33 protein-coding genes and 3 pseudogenes are annotated in these 25,204 nt (G+C 51.0%); 19 read left to right on the top strand and 17 right to left on the bottom strand.

Going from position 1 to position 25,204, the window contains the following annotated elements:
- Positions 1-192: 192 nt before the first annotated feature.
- Positions 193-621 (bottom strand): conjugal transfer protein MobA, encoded by a 429-nt coding sequence (gene mobA, locus QGT73_RS08870; protein ID WP_172206406.1) that lies wholly within the window; start codon positions 619-621, stop codon positions 193-195.
- Between the two features lie 421 nt (positions 622-1,042).
- Here mobA and QGT73_RS08865 point away from each other — a divergent pair.
- From QGT73_RS08865 to QGT73_RS08775, 19 genes and pseudogenes are all read left to right on the top strand, one after another.
- Positions 1,043-2,092: pseudogene (locus QGT73_RS08865) on the top strand (ParA family protein).
- A 2-nt stretch (positions 2,093-2,094) separates the two neighbouring features.
- Positions 2,095-2,535 carry a DUF3408 domain-containing protein gene (locus tag QGT73_RS08860; RefSeq protein ID WP_280122227.1) on the top strand — a complete coding sequence of 147 codons (441 nt, stop codon included), beginning with the start codon at positions 2,095-2,097 and terminating at the stop codon, positions 2,533-2,535.
- An 8-nt stretch (positions 2,536-2,543) separates the two neighbouring features.
- Complete coding sequence (locus QGT73_RS08855) at positions 2,544-2,897, top strand: DUF3408 domain-containing protein (protein WP_121766882.1); 354 nt, start codon at positions 2,544-2,546, stop codon at positions 2,895-2,897.
- Positions 2,884-3,159 carry a DUF3408 domain-containing protein gene (locus tag QGT73_RS08850; protein ID WP_224263059.1) on the top strand — a complete coding sequence of 92 codons (276 nt, stop codon included), beginning with the start codon at positions 2,884-2,886 and terminating at the stop codon, positions 3,157-3,159. Before QGT73_RS08855 ends, QGT73_RS08850 begins: the two co-directional genes overlap by 14 nt.
- Entirely contained in the window at positions 3,156-3,872 is a 717-nt protein-coding gene (locus QGT73_RS08845) for a conjugal transfer protein TraD (protein ID WP_280122225.1), read from the top strand. The genes QGT73_RS08850 and QGT73_RS08845 overlap by 4 nt, the downstream gene beginning before the upstream one ends.
- A gap of 203 nt (positions 3,873-4,075) precedes the next feature.
- Entirely contained in the window at positions 4,076-4,387 is a 312-nt protein-coding gene (locus QGT73_RS08840) for a DUF4134 domain-containing protein (RefSeq protein WP_008782546.1), read from the top strand.
- 10 nt (positions 4,388-4,397) lie between these two features.
- Positions 4,398-4,730 (top strand): DUF4133 domain-containing protein, encoded by a 333-nt coding sequence (locus QGT73_RS08835; RefSeq protein ID WP_018667411.1) that lies wholly within the window; start codon positions 4,398-4,400, stop codon positions 4,728-4,730.
- Positions 4,727-7,231, top strand: coding sequence for a TraG family conjugative transposon ATPase (locus tag QGT73_RS08830; RefSeq protein WP_280122224.1), 2,505 nt, complete (start codon positions 4,727-4,729; stop codon positions 7,229-7,231). The genes QGT73_RS08835 and QGT73_RS08830 overlap by 4 nt, the downstream gene beginning before the upstream one ends.
- 44 nt (positions 7,232-7,275) lie before the next feature.
- Positions 7,276-7,659, top strand: coding sequence for a DUF3876 domain-containing protein (locus tag QGT73_RS08825; protein WP_280122223.1), 384 nt, complete (start codon positions 7,276-7,278; stop codon positions 7,657-7,659).
- 30 nt (positions 7,660-7,689) lie between these two features.
- Positions 7,690-8,319 (top strand): DUF4141 domain-containing protein, encoded by a 630-nt coding sequence (locus QGT73_RS08820; protein ID WP_057098481.1) that lies wholly within the window; start codon positions 7,690-7,692, stop codon positions 8,317-8,319.
- Between the two features lie 3 nt (positions 8,320-8,322).
- Positions 8,323-9,327 carry a conjugative transposon protein TraJ gene (traJ, locus tag QGT73_RS08815; RefSeq protein ID WP_280122222.1) on the top strand — a complete coding sequence of 335 codons (1,005 nt, stop codon included), beginning with the start codon at positions 8,323-8,325 and terminating at the stop codon, positions 9,325-9,327.
- Positions 9,328-9,358: 31 nt separating this feature from the next.
- Positions 9,359-9,982: a conjugative transposon protein TraK gene (gene traK / locus QGT73_RS08810; RefSeq protein ID WP_007656465.1), complete on the top strand. Its 624-nt coding sequence runs from the start codon at positions 9,359-9,361 to the stop codon at positions 9,980-9,982.
- 5 nt (positions 9,983-9,987) lie between these two features.
- Complete coding sequence (locus QGT73_RS08805; RefSeq protein WP_119958566.1) at positions 9,988-10,305, top strand: TraL conjugative transposon family protein; 318 nt, start codon at positions 9,988-9,990, stop codon at positions 10,303-10,305.
- Positions 10,286-11,635 (top strand): conjugative transposon protein TraM, encoded by a 1,350-nt coding sequence (gene traM, locus QGT73_RS08800; RefSeq protein ID WP_280122221.1) that lies wholly within the window; start codon positions 10,286-10,288, stop codon positions 11,633-11,635. Before QGT73_RS08805 ends, traM begins: the two co-directional genes overlap by 20 nt.
- Positions 11,636-11,698: 63 nt before the next feature.
- Positions 11,699-12,703: a conjugative transposon protein TraN gene (gene traN / locus QGT73_RS08795; protein WP_280122220.1), complete on the top strand. Its 1,005-nt coding sequence runs from the start codon at positions 11,699-11,701 to the stop codon at positions 12,701-12,703.
- A gap of 2 nt (positions 12,704-12,705) precedes the next feature.
- Entirely contained in the window at positions 12,706-13,281 is a 576-nt protein-coding gene (locus tag QGT73_RS08790) for a conjugal transfer protein TraO (RefSeq protein WP_162222827.1), read from the top strand.
- 8 nt (positions 13,282-13,289) lie between these two features.
- Positions 13,290-14,189 carry a toprim domain-containing protein gene (locus tag QGT73_RS08785; RefSeq protein WP_280122219.1) on the top strand — a complete coding sequence of 300 codons (900 nt, stop codon included), beginning with the start codon at positions 13,290-13,292 and terminating at the stop codon, positions 14,187-14,189.
- Complete coding sequence (locus QGT73_RS08780; protein WP_280122218.1) at positions 14,186-14,689, top strand: DUF3872 domain-containing protein; 504 nt, start codon at positions 14,186-14,188, stop codon at positions 14,687-14,689. Before QGT73_RS08785 ends, QGT73_RS08780 begins: the two co-directional genes overlap by 4 nt.
- Positions 14,686-15,213, top strand: a complete 528-nt coding sequence (locus tag QGT73_RS08775) for a glycoside hydrolase family protein (protein ID WP_234131101.1) — start codon at positions 14,686-14,688, stop codon at positions 15,211-15,213. Before QGT73_RS08780 ends, QGT73_RS08775 begins: the two co-directional genes overlap by 4 nt.
- Before the next feature lie 72 nt (positions 15,214-15,285).
- Here QGT73_RS08775 and QGT73_RS08770 read toward each other — a convergent pair whose 3' ends face one another.
- The 16 genes and pseudogenes from QGT73_RS08770 to QGT73_RS08705 form a co-directional block, all read right to left on the bottom strand.
- Positions 15,286-15,912 carry a hypothetical protein gene (locus QGT73_RS08770; protein WP_280122217.1) on the bottom strand — a complete coding sequence of 209 codons (627 nt, stop codon included), beginning with the start codon at positions 15,910-15,912 and terminating at the stop codon, positions 15,286-15,288.
- 164 nt (positions 15,913-16,076) lie between these two features.
- A complete protein-coding gene (locus QGT73_RS08765; protein ID WP_068960795.1) occupies positions 16,077-16,385 on the bottom strand; it encodes a hypothetical protein in 309 nt (102 codons plus the stop codon).
- A gap of 53 nt (positions 16,386-16,438) precedes the next feature.
- Positions 16,439-16,564 (bottom strand): annotated as a pseudogene (locus QGT73_RS17515) (DUF6956 domain-containing protein); the annotation flags it as partial.
- A gap of 135 nt (positions 16,565-16,699) precedes the next feature.
- Positions 16,700-17,725, bottom strand: a complete 1,026-nt coding sequence (locus QGT73_RS08760; RefSeq protein WP_005841877.1) for a tyrosine-type recombinase/integrase — start codon at positions 17,723-17,725, stop codon at positions 16,700-16,702.
- A gap of 2 nt (positions 17,726-17,727) precedes the next feature.
- Entirely contained in the window at positions 17,728-18,714 is a 987-nt protein-coding gene (locus QGT73_RS08755; protein WP_005924223.1) for a tyrosine-type recombinase/integrase, read from the bottom strand.
- The gene (locus tag QGT73_RS08750) at positions 18,698-19,954 is read right to left on the bottom strand and encodes a site-specific integrase (RefSeq protein ID WP_005841879.1); all 1,257 of its coding nucleotides are present in this window, start codon (positions 19,952-19,954) and stop codon (positions 18,698-18,700) included. The genes QGT73_RS08755 and QGT73_RS08750 overlap by 17 nt, the downstream gene beginning before the upstream one ends.
- Before the next feature lie 154 nt (positions 19,955-20,108).
- A pseudogene (locus tag QGT73_RS17510) lies at positions 20,109-20,234 on the bottom strand (DUF6956 domain-containing protein); the annotation flags it as partial.
- Positions 20,231-20,464 (bottom strand): DUF3873 domain-containing protein, encoded by a 234-nt coding sequence (locus QGT73_RS08745; RefSeq protein WP_068960793.1) that lies wholly within the window; start codon positions 20,462-20,464, stop codon positions 20,231-20,233. The pseudogene QGT73_RS17510 and the gene QGT73_RS08745, both read right to left, overlap by 4 nt.
- Before the next feature lie 20 nt (positions 20,465-20,484).
- A complete protein-coding gene (locus QGT73_RS08740) occupies positions 20,485-20,742 on the bottom strand; it encodes a hypothetical protein (protein WP_068960792.1) in 258 nt (85 codons plus the stop codon).
- 24 nt (positions 20,743-20,766) lie between these two features.
- Positions 20,767-22,050: a PcfJ domain-containing protein gene (locus tag QGT73_RS08735; RefSeq protein WP_068960791.1), complete on the bottom strand. Its 1,284-nt coding sequence runs from the start codon at positions 22,048-22,050 to the stop codon at positions 20,767-20,769.
- 2 nt (positions 22,051-22,052) lie between these two features.
- On the bottom strand, positions 22,053-22,463 hold the full coding sequence (locus QGT73_RS08730; RefSeq protein ID WP_008782568.1) for a PcfK-like family protein: 411 nt from the start codon (positions 22,461-22,463) through the stop codon (positions 22,053-22,055).
- A 12-nt stretch (positions 22,464-22,475) separates the two neighbouring features.
- Positions 22,476-22,697: a hypothetical protein gene (locus QGT73_RS08725; protein ID WP_018667431.1), complete on the bottom strand. Its 222-nt coding sequence runs from the start codon at positions 22,695-22,697 to the stop codon at positions 22,476-22,478.
- 11 nt (positions 22,698-22,708) lie between these two features.
- Positions 22,709-22,924 (bottom strand): hypothetical protein, encoded by a 216-nt coding sequence (locus tag QGT73_RS08720; RefSeq protein ID WP_025069035.1) that lies wholly within the window; start codon positions 22,922-22,924, stop codon positions 22,709-22,711.
- 7 nt (positions 22,925-22,931) lie between these two features.
- Positions 22,932-23,267, bottom strand: coding sequence for a hypothetical protein (locus QGT73_RS08715; protein WP_025069034.1), 336 nt, complete (start codon positions 23,265-23,267; stop codon positions 22,932-22,934).
- 61 nt (positions 23,268-23,328) lie between these two features.
- A complete protein-coding gene (locus tag QGT73_RS08710; protein WP_228449166.1) occupies positions 23,329-23,832 on the bottom strand; it encodes a hypothetical protein in 504 nt (167 codons plus the stop codon).
- Between the two features lie 508 nt (positions 23,833-24,340).
- Positions 24,341-25,189, bottom strand: a complete 849-nt coding sequence (locus QGT73_RS08705) for a patatin-like phospholipase family protein (protein WP_280122216.1) — start codon at positions 25,187-25,189, stop codon at positions 24,341-24,343.
- Between the last annotated feature and the right edge of the window lie 15 nt (positions 25,190-25,204).

Genomic DNA, 25,204 nt, shown 5'->3' with positions numbered 1-25,204 from the left:
TCGGATGGGAATAGATAATATAACATAGTTAAACTTTGTTATTTGGTTGTTAACAACTGTTTGTTGGGGTGATTTTACCCCAATATGTTATTTGGAACACTTATCTAACCTCTTGCCAAAGAGGTATTTGTTATGCGACCATTACGGACGCACTCTCCCCGTTGTAGGCAATCGCGCCGTACAACGAGCTGCCTACACTGATTTTTGCGACCATTTCGCCTCCATTTCCCTTGAAAGTTCCACAATCCGGCGGCTCAGTTTCACGAGTTCGACGGTCTGTTGCTCCAGCTTGTAGAGCAACGCCATCGCCTTTTTCTCGGAAAAATGCAACCTCAGTTCCTTCACGACTTGGTTGTAATTTGTACCTATTGCGCGGAACTGCGCGTGAAAATCGGACAGTCTGGTGTAGTAATCCACCAGCGTCTTGTCCACTTTCAGCACCTTGAACGGCTGCCCGAAGAAGTGCGCCTTCAGGAAAACCGACTTGGCGTAAACGCCCGACTTCTCGAACATGGAGAGGAAACGGTTGTGTTCCTCCTCGCTGAAACGGACGGTGTAGCGGAACACCGCCGGATCGAGTTTGGGATTTCTCCCGCCTTTGTTTCTTCTTTTTTCACTCATATTACTTTGGATTTAGCGGATTGGCGGCATAAGCCGCCGCTATGGGTCACAGACACCGCAGGTTTGAGAGGCTTCCCGACTTCGGAGGGTAAGCCCGCCCCCTGCAAGGGCAAGGCGTTTTCGTGGCTGCTCAAAATGTTTTGAGCGGCTGAAAATATACCTTGCTATGTTCAGGAGAACATAAAAATCCGTCGGGGACGGATTGGGGGAATGCCTTTCAAACTCCGGGCTGCGCCACCTGCGGCGAACCCTGCCGTTCGGGTGCAAAGTTACGCCCTTAAAGCGGTATCGGACAGAGGCTTGACCCGGTCAATGACTGCCAATCGGCGCAACATGCTGCCACTTGCCGGAGAAGTGATACAAGTTCCGGAATATACTTGTTTATTTGCAGCATGATTCAAGAAACGAACGATTTGAAGATATGGAAAAAGGAACTTTCAGATACCCGGCAAACCGCTTAGGCGGACATTTGCAAAACCGAATATCCGCACTGCCGGATACCCGGTTTTACAACAACGCGGTGATTCACGGATTCAATGACTTCATGACGCAATGCCGTCATTCACCGGTTATCCGAATCCCGGCTTCACCGTTGAAACGGATACGTGACGGACCGCCCGGATAATGATTCGCGGACGCGGATATATACGTCACCGCTTCCGTACAGGAACAGGAAAACAATTCATCAACCATTAAAAGCAATAGAACCATGAGTAATGAAATCTTCGTTGCATTCGCAACACAAAAGGGAGGCATCGGCAAATCCACCGTCACGGCTCTTGCCGCCAACTACCTCCACAACGTGAAGGGCTACAATGTCGCCGTCATAGACTGCGACGACCCGCAACACAGCATCCACGGTCTGCGTGAACGTGAAACGAAACTTATCGACGAGAGCCTCTGTTTCAAGGCACTCGCGTGCGACCACTTCCGCAAGGTCAGGAAGAACGCCTACCCGGTCATCAAGAGTAACTCACAGGACGCCCTCGACGATGCCGACAGGATGCTCGTCAGCGAGGAGGTGAAACCCGACATCGTGTTCTTCGACATGCCGGGCACGCTCCGTAGCGACGGCGTTGTCAAGACGCTCTCCCAGATGGACTACATCTTCACGCCCATGAGTGCCGACCGCTTCGTCGTGGAAAGCACCCTGCAATTCGCCGCGATGTTCCGTGACAACCTAATGACGACGGGACAGGCGAAAACAAAAGGTCTTCACCTGTTCTGGACGATGGTGGACGGCAGGGAGAAGAACGGGCTGTACGACCTGTATGAAGATGTGATTGCCGAAATGGGACTGTCGGTCTTGTCCACACGCCTGCCCGACAGCAAGAAATTCCGGCGCGACCTCTCGGAAGAACGCAAGGGCGTTTTCCGCTCGACCATCTTCCCGATGGACACGTCCCTGCTGAAAGGGAGCGGCATCCGTGAGTTCTCGGAAGAGATTGTCAGCATCATCAAACCGCGATGAACATGGGCAGCAGGAAAGTGAACACCGAAGGCATCGACGAGGAACTGTTGATAGCCTCTATCGGCAGGCGCAAGCAGGACGGAACCCTGTACCGCGCGCAGGAGCCGCCCGCGCCGGCCCCCGAAAAAGAAAGCGTTCCCGAATCGGAACAGCCGTCCGCACCGTCACCGGCAAAGGAGAAACCGCTGAAAGACAGCGGACGCCGCAAACGGCAGGAGGATGACTACACCGGACTGTTCCTGCGCCGCAACGAGATAAAGACACGCCAGTGCGTCTATATCAGCCGCGACGTACACAGCAAGATTCTTAAAATCGTTAACGACATCGCCGGGCGGGAAATCTCGGTAGGCGGCTACGTGGACACCGTGCTGCGCCAGCATCTGGAACAGCACAAGGAGAAAATAAACGAACTGTACAGGAAACAACGTGAAGACTTAATATGAATATGGATATGAATCAGGAAAAGAACCAGAAAAACAGAAATCCGCATCATGACGGCGGAAGTATGCTTGCCCAAGTGCAGGCGAGTGTGGAAATCCTGTCGCCCGTGCCGGTAGGCGGCAAATGCGGCGAAAAGGACTATGAACGGCTTTTCATCCGTGAACCCGAAGTGAAGGCGCGGGAGGGGAAGATGGCGTATGTGCGCCCGGAGTACCACGACCGCATCATGCGCATCACCCGTGTGATCGGGCATGACCGGCTGTCGCTGTCCGCCTACATCGACCATGTGCTTACGCACCACTTCAACCAGTGCGAGGAGGCGATAAAGAGCCTTTACGCCCGGAATTACAATTCAGTATTTTAACCGTCAAAAAGAAACAGACATGAAAAGAAAAAAGAATGACTATCGCGCCTTCCTGAAAAAATCAGGCATCAAGGCGAGAGAGGGAAAGCAAGTGTACATCAGTTTGGCAAACCACAGCGTGATAACCGAAATCACCTATTTATTAGGTAAAGGAAATCTGACCATCGCCGACTATCTGGACAATGTGCTTAACGAACATTTCCAGACACACCGTGCCGAAATCAACCGTATGTTGGACTCAGTCCCCAAAGTAGAGCTATGAGCATGACGATGATTCTCCTGACTGTATCGGTGGGCTGTAACCTGTGGTTCCTGTTCCTGCTGCTCTACGACCGCATCATGGAAACGAAGCTCGTCCGCTTCCTTAGAGGCATTGCCGGACTGTGGAGGTCATTGGGCGGCACGACGGTAAAGCAGGAAACAGTACGGGAAACACCACCCGCAGAAAAACCGGACATCATCGGCAAGAGCCGTTTCAGGATGGCATCGACCCGGACAACCGCTGCCATACCGGCGCAAGAAGCTGCCACTTCGGAAAAAGGCATTGGGCTGGCGGAAGAAGACGCTACTTTTGACGACGGAAACGCGGAAGCCGTGTACTGTCCGGCACAAGTCCCGGAAGAGAAGCTCGACGAAACCTTCACGAGCATGCAGCCTTCGGAACTGGAGTTCGGAGAGGACGAACCGGAAGAGAATGGTCCGGATCTGCCACGGGCTTCAGGCAACAGCTTCGACGAGATAGACGATGCCGTCAAGACCGCCAAGAATCCGCAGGCGACAACGGCGGAACAGGACCGGGCAGCAAAGGTCTTCACCGACATGGAAGGGACGGAACTGTACGAGAAACTGATGGCAGGCTCGACAGAACTGAGCATCCGCATCAAGGGGCTTATTGAAATCCGGCTGAAGAAACCGGACAAGGAATTTACCGTCCCCGACAATATCGAGGAGTTCGACATCCGGAAGTATGTGTAACGAAAGACGATAGAAAAAATGAAAACGTAAGACAACATCACACCACGCGGCACGGCGGTACAAGGTACGGCCCGTCCGCAACGGACCCTCCCAAGTCCGTGGAAACAAAGGGAGAATCCACTAAACCAAAGTAAAGTAATCAAGTATCAACCGCCCGAAAAAGGACCATCCACCCTTTGGACGGCACAAAACAAGAACAGTTTATGAACAAGAACATCAGACAAAAGTTCATCATCTCTGCGGCACTTCTGGTTGCCGCAACCGCCTCCGCCTTCGCGCAGGGAAACGGCATGGCGGGCATCAACGAAGCCACCTCTATGGTGAGTTCCTATTTCGATCCGGGAGTAAAACTGATTTACGCCGTCGGTGCTGTAATCGGTCTTATCGGAGGCGTAAAAGTGTACGGAAAATTCTCGTCCGGCGACCCCGACACCTCGAAGACCGCCGCAAGCTGGTTCGGAGCGTGCATTTTCCTGATTGTCGCCGCGACTATCCTGCGTTCATTCTTCCTTTAATAAACAATGTATGGCTGAATACCCGATAAACAAGGGTATCGGCCGTCCGGTCGAGTTCAAGGGTCTGAAGGCACAATACCTCTTCATTTTCTGCGGAGGTCTGCTGGCACTCTTCATCCTGTTCGTCATCCTCTACATGGTCGGCATCGACCAGTGGGTATGTATCGGCTTTGGCGCGGCATCGTCCTCCGTCCTCGTATGGCAGACCTTCGCGCTGAACGCACGGTACGGCGAACACGGGCTTATGAAGCTGGGAGCGGCACGGAACCATCCCCGATACCTTATCAACCGGCGGCGGATCACCCGATTATTCAAACGGCAACGAAAGGAAGAAACGACATGAGAAATACATCCAAAATGACGACACTGGAAAACAGGTTCCCGCTATTGGCGGTGGAGCATGGCTGCATCATCTCCAAAGACGCCGACATCACGGTGGCTTTCGAGGTGGAGCTGCCGGAGCTTTACACCGTGACGGGCGCGGAGTACGAGGCGATACACGGCTGCTGGTGCAAGGCTATCAAGGTGCTGCCGGACTTCTGCGTAGTCCACAAGCAGGACTGGTTCATCAAGGAACGCTACAAGCCGGAACTGCAAAAGGAGGACATGAGCTTCCTGAGCCGCTCCAACGAGCGTCACTTCAACGAGCGTCCGTACCTGAAGCACACCTGCTACCTCTACCTGACCAAGACGACGAAGGAGCGCAACCGGATGCAGAGCAACTTCAGCACGCTGTGCCGGGGGCATATCATCCCGAAGGAGCTGGACAAGGAAACCGCCGGGAAGTTTATGGAGGCCGCCGAACAGTTCGAGCGCATCATGAACGACAGCGGCTTTGTCAGGCTGCGCCGGCTCTCCACCGACGAGATTGTCGGCACGGAGAAGTCCGCCGGGCTGATAGAGCGTTACTTCTCGCTTATGCCCGAAGGGAATGCGACCTTGCAGGACATCGACCTCTCGGCAAGGGAAATGCGCATCGGCGACAACCGCCTGTGCCTGCACACCCTCTCCGACGCGGAGGACATGCCCGGAAAGGTGGCTACCGACATCCGCTACGAGAAACTCTCCACGGACAGAAGCGACTGCCGCCTCTCCTTTGCCTCCCCGGTGGGGCTGCTGCTCTCCTGCAACCACATCTACAACCAGTATGTGCTAATAGACAACAGCGAGGAAAACTTGCAGAAGTTCGAGAAGTCCGCAAGGAACATGCAGTCGCTCTCCCGCTATTCGAGGAGCAACAGCATCAACCGCGAGTGGACGGACCGGTACCTGAACGAAGCCCATTCCTACGGGCTGACCTCGGTGCGGGCGCACTTCAACGTCATGGCGTGGAGCGACGACGCGGAGGAACTGAAGCATATCAAGAACGACGTGGGCAGCCAGCTGGCAAGCATGGAGTGCGTGCCGCGCCACAACACCATCGACTGCCCGACGCTCTACTGGGCGGCGATGCCCGGCAACGCGGCGGACTTTCCTGCCGAGGAAAGTTTCCATACGTTCATCGAGCAGGCGGTATGCCTCTTTACGGAGGAAACCAACTACCGCAGCTCGCTCTCGCCCTTCGGCATCAAGATGGTGGACAGGCTCACGGGGAAGCCCCTGCACCTCGACATCAGCGACCTGCCGATGAAGCGCGGCATCACCACCAACCGCAACAAGTTCGTGCTGGGACCGAGCGGTTCGGGCAAGTCGTTCTTCATGAACCACCTCGTGAGGCAGTATTGGGAACAGGGCGCGCACGTGGTGCTGGTGGACACGGGAAACTCCTATCAGGGCTTGTGCGAAATGATACGGCGCAAGACAAACGGCGCGGACGGCGTGTATTTCACCTATACGGAGGAGAAACCGATTTCGTTCAACCCGTTCTACACCGACGACTACGTGTACGACGTGGAGAAGAAGGACAGCATCAAGACGCTGCTGCTGACGCTCTGGAAGTCGGAGGACGACAAGGTGACGAAGACCGAGAGCGGCGAGCTGGGCAGCGCGGTGAACGCCTACATCGAACGCATCAGGGCTGACCGGAGCATCGTCCCCTCGTTCAACACCTTCTACGAGTACATGCGCGACGACTACCGCCGCGAGCTGGCACAGCGTGACATCAAGGTGGAGAAGTCCGACTTCAACATCGACAACATGCTTACCACCATGCGGCAGTATTACCGGGGCGGACGCTACGACTTCCTGCTCAACTCCACGGAGAACATCGACCTGCTCGGCAAGCGGTTCATCGTCTTCGAGATTGACAGTATTAAGGAAAATCGCGAGCTTTTCCCGGTGGTGACCATAATCATCATGGAAGCCTTCATTAACAAGATGCGCCGTCTGAAAGGCGTGCGCAAGCAACTGATAGTGGAAGAGGCTTGGAAGGCTCTCTCTTCGGCGAACATGGCTGAGTACCTGCGCTATATGTACAAGACCGTGCGCAAGTATTTCGGCGAGGCGATCGTGGTGACGCAGGAGGTGGACGACATCATTTCCTCGCCCGTGGTCAAGGAGAGCATCATCAACAACTCCGACTGCAAGATACTCCTCGACCAAAGGAAATATATGAACAAGTTTGATGCCATACAGTCCCTTTTAGGTCTGACGGAGAAGGAGAAGTCGCAGATACTCTCCATCAACATGGCGAACAACCCGTCAAGGCTCTACAAGGAAGTCTGGATCGGGCTGGGCGGCACGCAGTCGGCTGTCTATGCCACCGAAGTGAGCGCGGAGGAATATCTGGCGTACACCACCGAAGAAACGGAGAAGGTGGAGGTGTACCGTCTGGCGGAAAAGCTGGGCGGCGACATCGAAGCCGCCATCCGGCAGCTTGCCGAAAGACGGAGAAACAAGGAATAGGCAATAAGTAAAACAGATTCATCAACTAAAAACAGAAAATGCGTATGAGTATATCAAGAACGAAAATGCTGCAAGTCAGCAAGTGTCTGATCGGGCTGGCGGTCATGGTGCTGCAATCCTGCGAAACCGTGGACAACCGCCGCGACCTGCTTTGCGGGAACTGGGAGAGCGTGGAGGGGAAGCCCGACGTGCTTATCTACAAGGAGGGTGAAGCCTACAAGGTGACGGTGTTCAAGCGGAGCGGCATCCGCCGCAGGCTGAAGCCGGAAACCTACCTCTTGCAGGAGGAGAACGGCAACCTTTTCATGAACACCGGCTTCCGCATCGACGTGTCCTACAACGAGGCGACGGACGTCCTGACCTTCTCGCCGAACGGGGACTACGTGCGTGTGACCCCGAAACCGGACCATCCGGCAAGCGGACAATAAATAATGAAACCCACTAAAATCCAAAGTAACATGAGAACAAGAATGACACTTATTATCTGCCTGTGCCTGTTTGCAGCCGGCAGGGCAAGCGCACAGTGGGCGGTGATAGACCCGTCCAACATCGCGCAGAGCATCGTGAACACCTCGAAGAACGTGGTGCATACCTCGACCACCGCCCAGAATATGGTGAAGAACTTTCAGGAAACGGTGAAAATCTATGAGCAGGGCAAGAAGTATTACGACGCCCTCAAATCGGTGAACAATCTGGTCAAGGACGCACGCAAGGTGCAGCAGACCATCCTGATGGTGGGCGACATCACCGACATCTACGTCACCAGCTTCCAGAAGATGCTGCGCGACGACAGCTTCACGGTGGAGGAACTCGGAGCCATCGCCTTCGGCTACACGAAGCTCTTGGAGGAGAGTAACGACGTGCTGACGGAGTTGAAGAACGTGGTGAACATCACCACGCTCTCCATGACCGACAAGGAGCGTATGGACGTGGTGGAACGCTGCCACTCCAAGATGAAGCGTTACCGCAACCTCGTGAGCTATTACACCAACAAGAACATCGGCGTGAGCTACCTGCGGGCAAAGAAGAGGAACGACCTCGACCGCATCATGGGGCTGTACGGCAGTATGAACGAAAGATACTGGTAGCCTATGGAGTTCGACAACCTTCATCAGATCCTGCGCTCGCTCTACGGGCAGATGATGCCCCTGTGCGGTGACATGGCGGGCGTGGCGAAAGGGATAGCCGGGCTGGGCGCGCTGTTCTACGTGGCATATCGTGTATGGCAATCACTGGCGAGAGCCGAACCGATAGACGTGTTCCCCATGCTCCGCCCGTTCGCCATCGGTCTGTGTATCATATTCTTCCCCACGGTGGTGCTTGGCACGGTGAACAGCGTCCTCTCGCCCGTCGTGCAGGGCACGGCGAAACTGCTGGAAACGCAGACGCTGGACATGAACCGGTACCGTGAGCAGAAGGACAGGCTGGAATACGAGGCGATGGTGCGCAACCCCGAAACCGCCTACCTCGTGTCAAACGAGGAGTACGACAAGCAGCTGGAGGAACTGGGCTGGTCGCCCGCCGACATGGTGACGATGGCGAAAATGTACCTCGACCGGAAGATGTATGAAATAAAGAAAGGCATCCGCGACTTCTTCCGCGAGATACTGGAACTGATGTTCCAAGCCGCCGCCCTCGTGATAGACACCATCCGCACCTTCTTCCTCGTGGTGCTGGCGATACTCGGTCCGGTAGCCTTCGCCATCTCGGTGTGGGACGGCTTCCAAAGCACGCTCACGCAGTGGTTCTGCCGCTACATACAGGTCTATCTGTGGCTTCCCGTGTCGGACATATTCAGCACGATACTCGCCAAGATTCAGGTGTTGATGCTCCAGAGCGACATCGAGCGGATGCAGACCGACCCCAGCTTCTCGCTGGATTCGAGCGACGGGGTGTATATCGTGTTCATGATAATCGGCATCATCGGCTACTTCACGATACCCACCGTTGCGGGCTGGATCATCCAAGCCGGTGGCATGGGAAGCTACGGTCGCAACGTGAACCAGACGGCAGGACGAGCCGGAAGCATGGCGGGCAGCGTGGCGGGTGCAGCCGCAGGCAACATGGTCGGACGTGCCGGGAAGCTGCTGAAATAATCAACTGACAATTAAAAATGAATAAACAACAATGGAATTCAAGTCACTCAAAAACATCGAATCATCGTTCAGGCAGATACGCCTGTTCGGTATCGTCTTCCTCTCGCTGTGCGCCGTGATAACGGTATGGAGCGTGTGGAGTTCCTACCGCTTCGCGGAGCGGCAGCGGGAGAAGATCTACGTGCTGGACAACGGCAAGTCGCTGATGCTGGCTCTCTCGCAGGACCTGTCGCAGAACCGTCCGGCAGAGGCAAGGGAGCATGTGCGCCGCTTCCACGAGCTTTTCTTCACGCTCTCGCCCGAAAAGAGCGCGATAGAGCATAACGTGAAGCGTGCCCTGCTATTAGCGGACAAGAGCGTGTACAACTACTATTCGGACTTCGCCGAGAAGGGGTACTACAACCGTATCATCGCCGGGAACATCAACCAAGTGCTGAAGGTGGACAGCGTGGTGTGTGACTTCAACGGCTATCCCTACCGCGCGACTACCTACGCCACACAGAAGATCATCCGGCAGAGCAACGTCACCGAGCGCAGCCTCGTGACAACGTGCCGCCTCTTGAACTCATCCCGTTCGGACGACAACCCCAACGGCTTCACCATCGAGGGGTTCACCATCATCGAGAACAAGGATTTACAAACCATCAAACGCTAACAGGCATGAAAGGAATCGGAAAATCGCTGTGGAGGGTCTATTGGAAACTCCACGACAAAAAGAAAATGCTGGTGGCAAGGCTCAAAGGGTATCTGGACGGCTTGCCGCCGAAGACACGCAGGCGCATCGTGCTGGCAATGCTCGCTGCCTTCGCCGCGCTTGCCCTCTACACCTTCGGCAAAGCCGTCCATGACATTGGCAGGAATGACGGCAGCCGTATGGTGACAGACCATGCCGGACAGGTGGAACTGTCCTTGAAGCCTGAAGTGAGCGACAATTTTACACCTTATTATAATAATATGTATGGAACAGACGAAGAATGAACCTAAAAACGAGAACAAGGCGGCTCCCGACAACGGGAAACCGAAGAAGGTGCGCAAGCCGCTGACCGAAGCCCAACGGCTGAAACGTCAGAAGATGATAGTGCTGCCCGCTATGGTGCTGGTATTCCTCGGTGCGATGTGGCTGATATTCGCACCGTCCTCCGGCAAGGAGCAGGAGCCGGGAACGGGCGGCTATAACATCGAAATGCCCGACGCGGACAAGGCGAACCGCCGGATTATCGGCGACAAGGCGAAAGCCTACGAACAGGGGGCGATGGAGGAACGGCAGGCGGACCGCAGCCGCGCCATGCAGCAGCTGGGCGATATGTTCGACAGCGAGGTGACGGAAACGGACGGCGGCAGCGACTTCGACCTTGCCAATCCCGGCGGCACGCAAGAAGCGGTGAAACCTGCTCCGAAAACCATCCAATCCTCCGCAGCCGCCTACCGCGACCTCAATGCCACGCTCGGTAACTTCTACGAGCAGCCGGAGAACGACAACGCGGAGATGGACGAACTGCTGGAGCGTATCGCATCGCTGGAATCGGAACTTGAAAGCGAGAAAGGCAAGGCGTCCGCTATGGATGAGCAGGTGGCACTTATGGAAAAGTCCTATGAGCTGGCGGCGAAATACATGGGCGGTCAGAACGGCGGCAAGCCGGAACCGGTGCAGGCGGCTGAGCCTTACCCCGTACAGAGAGCCGGAAAGAACACGGCTGCACCTGTCAGGCAGGTAGTGCATCAAGTGGTATCCTCGCTTGGACAACCGATGAGTAACGCCGAGTTTGTCGCCTCCTTCTCGCAGGAGCGCAACCGCAATTTCAACACGGCGGTGGGCGTCACAACCGTATCGGGCAAAAACACCATATCGGCGTGCGTCTATGGGGCGCAGAGTGTGACGGACGGGCAAGCTGTCAAATTCCGGCTGCTGGAGCCAATGGCGGTAGCGGACAAAATCATCCCCCGTAATGCGGTGGTGGTCGGCACGGCAAAGATTCAGGGCGAACGGCTCGATATTGAAATCACGTCGCTGGAGTACGCAGGTACGATCATCCCGGTGGAACTGGCGGTGTATGACACGGACGGGCAACCCGGCATCTTCATCCCCAACTCGATGGAAATGAACGCCGTCCGTGAGGTTGCCGCAAACATGGGCGGCTCGCTGGGCAGCAGCATCAATATCTCCACCAACGCAGGGGCGCAGCTCGCCTCCGACTTGGGCAAGGGGCTGATACAAGGCACGAGCCAGTATATCGCCAAGAAGATGCGCACGGTGAAAGTGCATCTGAAAGCCGGATACAGGGTCATGCTCTATCAGGAGAAAGACTGAAAACAGAATACAGAAAAAGTAACAATAACCAATGTTTAATTTACCACTAAAATCCAAAGTAAAATGAGAAAAGTAATCATCATGTTTGCCCTCGCTATGGGCATCGCTACTGCCAACGCGCAGGAGAACGTGACCGTTGGAACGGACAACGGCAGTGTAGAACAGCCGACGACAGAGCAACCGACCTTGACAAAGGAGGTCTATCCGCAGAAGGAGGCGGACGGCGACCTGTACCACGGTCTGACAAGAAAGCTGGGCTTTGACCGCATGGTCCCGCCGCACGGTTTGGAAGTGACCTACGACAAGACCGTCCACGTCATTTTCCCCTCGGAGGTTCGTTACGTCGATTTAGGTTCGCCCGACCTGATTGCGGGCAAAGCCGACGGAGCGGAGAACGTCATCCGCGTGAAGGCTACCGTGAGGGACTTCCCGAACGAAACCAATATGTCCGTGATAACGGAGGACGGGAATTTCTATACTTTCAACGTGAAATATGCCTCCGAACCGTTGCTGCTCAATGTGGAGATGTGCGACTTCATCCATGACGGCGAGAGGGTGAACCGCCCGAATAATGCGCAGGAAATCTATCTGAAGGAACTGGGCAGCGAAAGCCCGATGCTGGTACGCCTTATCATGAAGTCCATCCACAGGCAGAACAAGCGCGAGGTGAAGCACATCGGCTGCAAGCGTTTCGGCATCCAGTACCTGCTGAAAGGCATCTACACGCACAACGGGCTTCTGTATTTCCACACGGAGATAAAGAACCAGAGCAACATTCCTTTCGACGTGGACTACATAACGTGGAAAATCGTGGACAAGAAGGTAGCGAAGCGTACCGCCGTGCAGGAGCAGATCGTCCTGCCGCTCCGCGCGCAGAACTACGCCACGCTCGTGCCGGGCAGGAAGAGCGAGCGCACGGTCTTCACGATGGCAAAGTTCACCATCCCCGACGGCAAGTGCCTCGTGGTGGAGCTGAACGAGAAGAACGGCGGTCGCCACCAGTCCTTCGTGATTGAGAACGAGGACTTGGTGCGTGCCAATACCATCAACGAACTTCAAGTGCGCTGACTATGAAGAAGTACCTTTTTATGATTATCGCTTCGCTTGCCCTGTTCACAGGGCGGGCGAACGCCCAGCGGTGCCTGCCGAAGATGCAGGGCATCGAGTTAAGGGCGAATCTGGCGGACGGCTTCAAACCCGGCGGCAATGACGGCGGGTATAGTTTCGGGGCGGCTCTCTCCACCTATACGAAGAAAGGTAACAAATGGGTGTTCGGCGGCGAGTACCTGCTGAAGAACAACCCGTACAAGGACGCAAAGATACCCGTGGCTCAGTTCACGGCAGAGGGCGGCTACTACTTCAAGATACTATCCGACGCGCGTAAAATCGTCTTCGTCTATGCGGGTGCTTCGGCTCTCGCCGGGTATGAATCGGTGAATTGGGGCGAGAAGGTGCTGCATGACGGCTCCACGCTCCATGACCGTGACGCCTTCATCTACGGCGGTGCGCTGACGCTGGACGTGGAGTTCTACGTGGCTGACCGTATCGCCCTGCTCGCCAACCTCCGGGAGCGTTGCCTGTGGGGTGGCGACACGAGAAAGTTCCATTGCCAATTCGGGGCGGGCATCAAGATAATCATTAACTGACGCACCGCATGGAGCATACGGACATCGACATGATAAGGCGGATTCCGTTGGCGGACTTCCTCGCACGGCTGGGACATGAGCCTGTCAGAAGGAGCGGAAACGAGCTGTGGTATCGTGCGCCGTACCGCAGTGAGCGCACGCCCTCTTTCCGCGTGAACGTGGCGAAACAGCTCTGGTACGACTTCGGCTTGGGCAAGGGCGGCGACATCTTCACGCTTGCCGGGGAGTTTATCGGAAGCGGCGACTTCATGGAACAAGTGAAATTCATAGCGGAAACCGCCCGCGTGCCCTTTGCCGCTATGGAAAAGCCGCAGTTCCTGCCGAAGCCGTCCGAACCGGTCTTCGAGGGAGTGGAAGCCGTCCCGCTGCTCCGCTCCCCGCTGACGGACTATCTGGCAGAACGGGGCATCCCTTACGCTGTCGCATCACGTTACTGCTGCCGACTGAATTACGGAGTGCGTGGCAAGCAGTATTTCGCTGTAGGCTTCCCGAACGTGGCGGGCGGCTTTGAAATCCGCAGCCGTTTCTTCAAAGGGTGCGTGCCGCCCAAAGACGTGTCTTCGGTAAAGACGGAGAATACCACCGCTGACGTATGCAGTGTGTTTGAGGGATTCATGGACTTTCTTTCCGCTGCCACGCTCGGATTGGAAACGGGCGACTGCCTTGTGCTGAACTCCGTTTCCAACGTGGAAAAGGCGATGAAGCATCTGGACGCTTACGGACGCATCAACTGTTTCCTCGACCGTGACGAAGCCGGACGGAGGACGCTTGGCATTCTTGGCAAACGCTACGGCGGACGTGTCTGTGACCGTTCCGCCCTCTATGACGGTTGCAAGGACTTGAACGAGTATCTGCAACTGACAACGAAAAAAGGAATGAACAATAACTTAAAAATCAAAAGAATATGAACATACTGAACAATAAGAACAAGAGAAAATCAATCTTCAAGGCGTTGGCACTCTGCCTGTTCGCCGCCATGTCGCTCACGCTCGTATCGTGTGACGACGACATGGACATCCAGCAATCCTATCCCTTCACGGTGGAAACCATGCCCGTGCCGAACAAGGTGACGAAGGGGCAGACGGTGGAAATCCGCTGTGAGCTGAAAAAGACGGGCGACTTCGCCAACACTCTCTATACGATCCGGTATTTCCAGTTCGAAGGAGAAGGTACATTGAAAATGGACAACGGCATTACGTTTCTGCCCAACGACCGCTACCTGCTCGAAAACGAGAAGTTCCGGCTGTACTACACGGCAGAGGGCGACGAGGCGCACAACTTCATCGTGGTGGTGGAGGACAATTTCAAAAATTCCTATGAATTGGAATTTGACTTCAATAATCGGAACGGTAAGGACGACATTCAGACCGTCATCCCTATGGGCAATTTCAAACCTCTGCCAAGATGATGCGTGTATTCATGGCTATCCTCTGTTCGCTGCTGGCGGTCTGCTCCGTGTCCGCACGGGACAGCCGTCAGAAGGGGACGGACGGGCAGGTGGCAATCTACCGACTGCCACTTTTCGAGAGGGCTGTGCGCTGCACGAAATATTTTGAGGGCTGGCACTCGGAAAAGCACCACCCATATGTGGGCTGGGGGCATCAGGTGCAGCCGGGGGAAAGGTATTCGGCACGCACCATGACGAAGCGGCAGGCGGACGCGCTTCTGCGGAAAGACTTGCGGAAGTTCTGCGCCATGTTCCGCAAGTTTGGGCGTGACAGTCTGCTACTTGCCACACTCGCCTACAATGTCGGTCCATACCGGCTTTTGGGGAGCGGGAAGATACCCAAAAGCACGCTGATCCGAAAGTTGGAGGCGGGCGACCGGAACATTTATCGGGAATATATCGCTTTCTGCAACTACAAAGGTAAACGGCACGCCATGCTGCTCAAACGGAGAAAGGCAGAATTTGCGCTGCTGTACATTCCGTAACAATAAACGAAAATCCGATGAAGCCGCCAACTTCATCGGATTTTTTATACTATATTGCTGCTATCAGATAGTTTAAGATGGCAGTTCTTTTATATGAACTACATCATATTCTTTGCCTTTCTTTATGTCAGTTATCTCAAATTTTGTTCCTCTTTCAAATTCCACTTGGTATTCAGGATACGGACAATCCTCTCCATGATTATATATTTTATATATTTCATGAGCTTTTGTTTGACCTTCCGGTAAAGGCTCAATTATCCATTTTATAGAATGGGCATTATCAAAATCATCTATTGATGTCGTAAAAAAGCCATTTACGGTAAAAATATCTCCAATCATATTATTACCACGCATAAAACCGTCATTGGCATATAACACTGGGTGAGTATTTTTAGGAGTTTTTCCTAATGCACTATCTAAGTTTTGGATTAAAACTTCTGTTAAGGCATTCAATTTACGCCTATTATACAGCGGTTCTTGTATGAACCGAGAACTACCAAAGCCTTCAAGGATGACGATACTTAATGCTTCTAAATCAGTCAAATTATATTCTTTATAATGTATTTTATTGACCTCTTTCAGATGTTGCATCGCTTTTATATGAAAATTCAGCAACTCAACATCTCCTCCTCGTTTATATGCAGATGGATTGTGCTGATATATTGTATCTACAATTAGTTGTAAATCTTCTATATTCATATTGATATACAAAAAAAATAACTATGCAAAATTAGCCTTTTCTGGCTAATTTTACATATTCAAATAAGAATTTTATCGCAGATTGGACAAGGTTTCTTTGCTACTTTCTTTGTCCGCCATCATGCTCACCGAAAGAAAGTAGGGCGGCTTTTGCCGCCCACCCCTCAAAATCGGGTGTAAAGCCCCGTTACCATCGTGAACATTTCTTCCAGCATATCGCAATATATCCCTTCGTGCGTTTCGATGTCCTTCGTCTTGCACTCGAATGTCTTTTTGCTGAACGTCTTGCGGTAGAAACGCATATTGTAGAGGTCTGCCCCTCCGTCATAGATGATGTCAAGGCGGTTGGCACTTGTCTTGTTCCTCGCAAGGCTCATGCGCAAGCCGTTGCCCATGTCTATGAAGTCCTTGCTTCCAGTCATGGCGGCAAAGCGTCTGCCGCCTATCTGCTCCAAAATTATCTTTGCTATCATATACGCTGTCTTTTAGGGTTTATATGTTGGCGGTGCGTACACCGCCAACGCGCTTAAAATTCTGCTTTCTCGGTTATGGGGGTGTGTCTTTCCAGCCACGCCTTCAGACACTCCATGTTGTACTCGCTTGTGATTACAGCCGTATGGCTGTCAATGGCGGTGAAACGTGAACTCTCATAGCTTATGTAAATCTTTGCATAAGCTACGTTATGTATAGGGAATAATTATGTAAAGTTTGTTTGGTTTATTTTTATTAAGTTACTGATTTTCATCTGTTAAATAACATAATATCCCAAACAAACTTCACATAAGTTTTAATACTTAGTCCGTAAATCCTTTAGATAACCCAACAAGGATTTGTCTTTTTGCCATGTCGTTTTACCCTCTTTTATTATTCCCGGATTTACACGTGACAATGCCTCCAGCTTCTTCTTTTCACTTGCACGAGCATATATTTCTGTTGTAGTTGTTGAAACATGCCCTAAAAAATCCCTTATATAAACCAAATTTATATCCGCCTCCAATAAGTGCATGGCTTTGGAATGCCGGAAAGAATGGCATCCCAAATTTTCAGGGATTAAATCAGGGGACTTTTTTCGAGCTATCTCTGCATATTTCTTTACAATATTCAGGACGGCAACACGGGAAAGTTTCTCTCCGTGGAAATTACAAAAAATAGGAACACAATGCCTGTCCTCTTTCATCAATCCCTCATCATACATATATTTTTTGAGATTGGATGCTTGTTGTTTTGATAAAGGTACAATCCGTGCCTTATTACCCTTTCCGCATAATTTGACAGTCGCCGTATCATTAAATTCTATATTAGGTGGCGTAAGGTCAATTAGTTCCTGAACTCTTGCCCCACTGTCATAGAGTAGTGAAAGAAGAACGAAATCCCGACGACCATATCGTGTTTTCAAATCAGGTTGACTTAAAATCAACTTTATACCATCTATCGTAAGATAAGCCATTTCAGGAGCAGCAGTTTTCTTTTTCCTTATTGACATTATTTCATGATAACGGAACATTCCTTTTACATCTCGATATTGCAGGTAACTATAAAAAGACCGAATGGCTGCAAGACGTGCATTTCGCGTGGAAACAGAGCAATGCCTGTCTTCTTCAAGCCATTGCAAGAAATTTATAATCCGTTCTTTGGTTATATCCGCAAGGGTAACACGCTGTGGATTTATAAATTCTTGCTCTTTCAGGAACTCAATCAACAGGGAGAATGTGTAACTGTAAGTCAATATCGTATTTTGGGAAACGCCACATTCTATTGGCAGATATGTGCCAAAAAAATCGGTCAGATATTTAGAAAAATCAGTAGGTTTCATAATTATTCTTCTGTTTCAATATTAATATCAGGGAATACACAACGATAGGTATCATCAACTTTTGCAATTAATTGAGGATACATTTGCTGCGTCATCCGTACATACTGGTTTGTTGAGTATAAAGATTTATGTCCGACATAAGTCATAAGGAGTGGCAATGAGTTGTATAGGTCTTTTCCTGATTCTGACATTTTAACAAGAGATTCCACGCAAAAAGTATGGCGCAAGTCATGAAGTCTGGGCGTTTTGCCCTTTGCCCCTGCAAATATTCCTGCCCGTTGCAACACCGCCTTGAACAATCTGTTTATAGATGTTCCTCTGCATCGCTTTCCGTCAGCAGAAGAAAAGAAGGGCGCATCCGGTTCAACAGACATATTACAGTGTTCTTTATAAACAACATAGTCCTTACAAATTGCAGTCAAAGACAAAGACATTGGCACGATTCGGTCTTGTCCGTTCTTACACTCATGCAGGGTTAGTGTACCCAAAGCGAGATTAACGTCCTTATGGCAAAGTTTTAACGCTTCTCCGATACGTATTCCCGTTCCGTATAGCATCCTGATAATTAAAGGAATTACACCTCTTATCGAATTGTAAACGCATTGTGTGCTTCCCATTTTGTCACACTCCTTAAAAATTGCAGCCATCTCTCTTTTGGTGTATATATGAGGGATGAACGAACGCTTGGTTTTACGCAATTTCGGGACATAGGAATCATATCCCAAAAGTCTAAGATAACTTGAAAAACCACGAAGGTATAACATGCGTGTTTCACGATTTCTTTCTGATTCCAACGGATTCAGGTTTTTCCAAGCGTTGAATAAATCTCTTGAAATGCCTATTTCTGTTTCGTTGCGTTCAATAGTGAGCATGTCAAAACGGTGTAGTCTCCTTTCAATATCAACCATCTTATATCCTTTTGAACGCTTATAATCAGCATATTGCTGGATTAATTCGGAATATATGCCATAGTTATTTGCTTTCTCCATATAGATTATCATAAATTGTTGTCGGAATAAAAGGTACATCCAATGCGCATTGTCGCAAAAGGTCAACAGATACACGAAGATATGCCGTTGTAACTTGGGAATTGCTGTGTCCCAATGTTTCAGATATGACAGGTAATGTCACTTCGTTACTCAATAAGCTTGTGGCAAGGCTATGGCGCAGGATATGGCTCCCATGTCGTCTTGTTGCAAAATCAACTCCGGCATTGTGCATCCATTCTGTTATGGTATTTGCTACAGCATTTTTAGCCAGTGGGTTATAGGGAGTCTTAAATGACAAGAACACATAAGGTAAATCCACCTTAGGACGGCTATGTTGTATGTAATCTATTATTGCCATGCCAACTTCTTCCGAAAGTGGCAATGTAACCCTCTTGCCCGTTTTTTGCTGTGCAAAACATAACCTGTTATTCTCCCAATCCAAATTGCAGAAACGCAGCCCTCTAATGTCAGAATTGCGCAAACCGTATCGGGCTCCCAATAATATAATGGCATAATCCCTTTTCCCTCTTGATGTCGTACGGTCAATGGCATTGATAATCGCCTCTACTTCTTGGGGCGTATAAACGGACGGTATTTTGGGGCTTTTGAGAAATCTGTGTTTAAAAAGTTCCTTCCAACGTTCCGGATTGTTGTCCGGTAATAACCCACGCTCGCACATATAAAACAAAAATGCACGTACTTTCGTAATAGCTTCTTCCCGTCCACCTGTAGTCAGTTCCTTATCAAGTTTTTGTATATATAAGATTCCTTCTTGCAACCCGAATGTTGCGGCATCCAAATCGGCAGATACCCAATACTTATACAAATCATATAATCTGATTTCACTTCTACGGATAGAAGCGGACTGCCTTCCGGTAGATTGTAAATCTTTCAGGAAAAGACGAAAGGGATAACCTTTTTCCCCACCGAACTCATACGGCTTTTTGAGTGTCCGTGCTCTTACCTCATTCGATTCCAACAACTGGTTTAAAGCGTCAATATGCCGGTAACGCAGTTTTTCCCGTACTGTTAGGGTCTGGTAATCCCTATTCAAGAACCTATATTGAAGAAACTGATACCCTACGGAATTATCATATTCCGCTATTTTCTTCTGTTCCATGAAGTGCGCCAATTCATTATAAGTACGATTGTACATTTTGAAACTTCCTTGTTTGTAACCTCTTGATTGCAAGAAAGACATAACACGCTCTCTTAGTAAATCTAATTTTCCTATTCGCATAATAAATCATGATTTAAAAATGGATAAAGACAAAAGTATTATGCGAAGATGTTATGTGAATAGTTTCTTCTGAAATATTTGATATTCTTATAGTTGGTTGTTAGCAATATGTAAGATTAATGTAAACTTTACATAATTATTCCCTATACATAACATAAGCATTTATCCACTCGCAAAGGGTTGTTACTCCCCATGCTTCAGCATCGTCAAACATTTCGTCCAACACCTTGATAGGCTTGCTGAATTTCACTATCAGCGTTTGATAACCTGCTGCGTTCATAAGTTTCCCTCCTTTCCCTTTTTCGTGGTCAGCCACTTGTCACGTGCGGTTCGGCACTCGTCCAACGTAGGTTTGACACAAGAGAACAATTCTCCGTCTGCGGGGTGGCGGTAGTCGTACTGCACAAGTGTCCGCTTGCGTCTGCCGACACCCATTTGGAATTTTTCGTATTTCTCCGTACCTGCTTCCGTGCAGGTGCTTACTCCGTTGATAGTCATTCGTGTTGCCATAATCGTTGATTTTAGAGTTGTTAAAAATGTACTGACAAAACTCGGTTGCGCATCACCATTTCGGGGTCGCTCGTGTAGCGTTGGTGCAGGTAGAAATGGTGTGAGCCGAAGCCGTAAAGGAAGAACCTGTCAAGTTCGTGCTTCTCGGCAAAGTCCTTGACGCTTCGTCTTAACTGCTCCTCACTCGTTGCCAGAGTGAGGAGGTTCACAAATTCAAGGAACATCACGGGGATTTTATCGTCCCACAGACAAATCATGCTTTCAATTCTTACTTCCATACTATTGGGTATTATAGGTTTATACTATGCCGCTTCCATCCGTTGGCGGATAAGGTTCACGTTGCTGTTCACAAGGTTTACAATGCGGTCGTGGTATTCGGTGTTCTCGTTGCATAAGCCACGACACTGCACCACCTCCAAAGTTTTCAGTGATACCTCTATCGTTTCTATGCGTCTGCCGTCAATGGTCGCTGAAAGGATAAGAGAATTTTCCCGATTGTGGTAGCCACCCACGCAATGGTGCATCATACGTCCTTCCTCTATCATTTCCTCCACGCTCTCTATGACCTTGATACGGATAAGGTTGTCGGAGAACACAAGTCCGAAGAAGATACCTTTGGCTTTTAGATAGTTCTTCTCGTCCTCAATCGCCTTTTGCCGTTGCTGTTCCGTCCGCTCACGTTCCCTTTGTCGGTTACGCTTCGCCACCAACTTGTCGTGTTCGGCTTTGAGGTCGGCAGGGCAAACGTACTTCGGGCTGTTCGTGTCCTTGCCGAAATGACGCAGGAGGTCTATGGTGTCACGCCACATAGAGCCGTTAGCAATGGTGTAGCCATTTCGGATACATATCTTCACGGATGCCCAATACTCTACGATATTGAAAGAGTGGTATATATAGTAACGCAACATGGGATATTGCCCTGCCTTCAACAGCGTTTCGGCTCGGCAGTCGGAAAGTATGGCTTTGAAAAGGTCGTAAGGCAGGATGTTGTGATAATCACCCTTGAAGCCGTTGCGTTTCACTTCGGGTATGAAACGCTGTCGGGGGTAGGTGCATACCGGATTTATGTCGTATGCCCGAAATTCTCCGTTCTTGCGTACTTCCATGTCGCTGTATTCATTCCATAGGTCGTAGTAGAACAAGGACATGCCACGCAATCGGGCAACGGTCGTTGTCTTGCCGTCGGGGGCAATCCACCTCTGCACCACTTCAAAGATGGAATACTCGGCTGGCTGCCCTGCCTTGTATCGTGACTTGACGGAAAAGAAGCGTATCACTTGGTATCGCTTGCAGGTGGTGACGATGGAGAAATACTCCATATCGCTGAAAACACTCTTTCGGGTGCGCAATGCTTCCAACTCCATACCGCAATGGGAGCAGGTGCATCCGCAAACGGTATCCGCAAGGTCGTGGTCGCTTTTCCACGAATGTCCGCATTCGGTGCAGATGTTCGTGCCGTCTGCCCTTTTGACTGCGTAATGCTTGAAGCAGTGGCGGAAAGCGTATGCCCTTTGTTCTTCGGTCAATCTCGGTAGTCGCTTGCTCAAACGTGCGACTTCCTGCTGTATGCGTGTTTTCGGTTTCATAATCAGAAGTCAAATAGTGATGGTTCAACTTTGGTTTCTTTCTTCGCTGTCGGCTTGTTGCGGTTCTGCAACTTGCGGAGTTCCTCGTCTTGGTATTGTCGGATAGCGTTCTGCCGTGCTTCCGCCTTTTCCTCCGCTGTGAGTTCCACCACATGGTTCACGGCTACCTTGCATTGGATAGGTTCGCCCACCTCTATCTCGTTCTCGTCATAGTAGTGGACGGCTTGTCCGTATATCTCTCCGTCCGTGAAGCCGTTGCAACCACTTTTCTGCACATAGTTCAGAATGTAGGTCACGCAATCGTCTATGTTCTTGGCTGGGTTGCGGTAGTTCTTGGCAAAGAGCGCATCTTCCGCTGCCCGCTGTTCCAAATACATCTGTATCGTTCTCTTGAAATGGTCTGTCGTTTTCATATCGCTGTCATTTTAGATTGTCTGTTTCAGTATCTCTCTCCAATAGGTCGGCTCAACCTCGCTCAAAAGGAAGTCTGTAAAATCCCTCCGTGCGTCCTTGTTCAGTTCGTGGTAGAGGTCACGGAACACGGATATGTTTCCGTTGATATACGTTTCCACCATGTACACGAAGATGTTGTCCACCTCGTAGTATCTGCACTGCTGTGCTGCCGTCTTGCTGCTTCTCTTTGCCATTTCGGTAGGGGTTAAAGGGTGAATAACCAAAGGATGAAGCCGAAGAAGGCGATTGTGGAAAGGATAGCCACGATTACGCCTATCGCCACTCGGAACACTCCGTTTATTATCTCCGTGATGATGCCCCAAAGGATGTCCAATATCCCGAAGGCGGTGCGCACGATTAAACCGCATATCGCAAGTCCTATGTATTGCGCTACTTGTCTGAAATTTGCCGTTGCCGTCATAGCCGTATCATTTTTCAAGTTCCACAATGTTGTCTATCCTGCCGTATAGGTATCTGCGAAGTCCGGTCTTGTCCGTTGCCTTGTATTCCGTCCAACGTCCGTATTGGCATACGAGGAACGTGCGGAGAACATCGGAGAAGTCAAACCTCCAGCCTTGCAAGGGGACTGCGCTCTTGAAATAGGTGTTACTGTTCACGTTTTCGGTGAGCCAATCCTTTTCCTCTCGGTTCATCTGTCCTCCGTTGTTCAGTTTCTCACGAAGGATGTAAGCCTTACTGCCTTTCAGTGTTTCCAATGTCGGCACTTCCCAAGCCACGAATTTTGTTGCCATTGTTGTTTCCATATCCGTTTTGTTTTTGATTTTTTGTTTTTAATGCGGATTCAAGAGCTGAGGAAGTTGAGTTTCAAACTATCTTATCTGCCTCTCGTTTATCCGACATTTTTTTTAATGCGTCTTTCTGTCGCATCGGTCGTTTTCGTTTCGGGTGCTTAAAAAGGTAGGGATTAGGGAATGCAAGGTTTTTCGCGGAAATACTACCCGCAGGGCTGGAGATTTCCGCAGAAAACAGGAGGCTTGACCTTGCTTTCCCGTCCAATCCCGGAATTACCTTTGCGCCCAGAACGGAAATGACTGCCTGATGCGGCTCACTGAAAGGCGCGGAAATGGAGGTAAACGGAAGTGGAGGCAGATTGGACAGGAAAACTTCAAAAGAGAAATCCGTAAAAAAGAAGTCCACAAAAGAAAAAGGGAAACAGCCGGAAGCGTGGAACCGGGCAAACCACCGTGTGGAAAGTATGGTTTTATATGTCCGGCAGGACGTGTCCGGTCGGACATATAAAATCATTCTTTCAGGTTTGCCTGCCGTGGGTGACGGCTTGTTCCATTCATGGAGCGGGCGGTCTTGCACGGCTTTCCGCTTCCGGCTCAAATGGACAGCGAAAAAGAAAAACAGTCAGAAATCCGTAAAAGCACCTCTCTGGCATAAGCGCAAAAGAAATGGGCCTTGCATCATCAGTCTAAACTTCTGTTTAGGCGTGAGGCAAAGCCCTTTTCTCCGCTTATGCGGTAGTCGGCATACGTTCGTCCAAAATCTCTTTGGGCGATGGTGTGCCGACGGACAAAACCGCTTTTACGGAAAAACTTATATGTGAGGATAAAAAATCAGGAGATTTATTTCTAAATCTCCCGTTTAATTTCTATTTTTGCATACGAAGAGTTCTTTGAAGGTTACGCAACGCGCAGAAGGATAATGCAGTAGATAACTAACTAATTCGTAACCTATTACTATCATGAGCAATTAACCTACGCTCATTTCCAATAAATTACACTCTTTTCGTAACTTCTGACTGCAAAGTTACTAACTTCCCGAAAGTTTGGAAAGTTTCGGACAAAAAAATGTTTTGGGCGATTTTGTTTCACCCCTTGAGAAACGACAGTAGTGAGGGGAGGAGGCGGGTGCAGGTGGCGCGGCCCATGTCGTAGACGAGCTGCATCTTGGCCGGTTTCATCTCTATGCGGCCTATGGGCAGCGGGGCGTCGGGGGCGATGACAAAGGTGTTGCCAAGCTCGGCCTGACGGCTCACGTAGTCGAGTTGGGCGTTGTACATCTCGTGGCGTCGGGCCATGGCTTCGGCGATGCGGGGCGTGCGGGGCATGAGCAGGCGGAAGAGCCACCCCGGGGCGGGTGTCTTGCGGAAATCGCGCGGCTGGGTGAGCACTACGACGTTGCGGCTGTAGCCGACACTCTGGAAGTATTGCAGGGGTATGGAGTCGCTGATGCCTCCGTCGAGCATGCGCCGTCCGTCGTCCACTCGTACGGGACGTGTGACCACCGGCATGGAGGCCGAGGCCCGGAGCCATTCGAGCGAGTCGTGGCTGACACGGTCCATGATGTAGTAGACGGGGAGGCCGGTGTCGACGTCGGTACACACTACGTGAAACTCCGTGGGGTCTTTCTCGAAGGACTCCGAGTCAAAGATGTCAAGTTCGAGCGGGAGGGTGTGGTAGGAAAATTCGGCTCCGACAAGATTGCCGCTTGTCAGGAGGGAGCGCAGCCCCATGTAGCGCGGGTCGTCGTGAAAGCGCATGTTGTAGCGCAACACGCGTCCCGGCTGCCATGACTTGTAGTTGCAGCCGAAACTCGAGCCGGCCGATACGCCCACGATGCCGTCATATCTCAGCCCGTGTTCCATCATCACGTCCATCACGCCGGCGGTAAAGAGCCCGCGCATGGCCCCGCCTTCAAGTACAAGTCCCGTCTTCATGCCGATGAATTTTTT

Source organism: Duncaniella muricolitica (assembly GCF_910574735.1).
GTDB lineage: Bacteria > Bacteroidota > Bacteroidia > Bacteroidales > Muribaculaceae > Duncaniella > Duncaniella muricolitica.
Note: the sequence above shows the minus strand (reverse complement) of the source record. Positions and strands in the feature narration are given on the sequence as shown.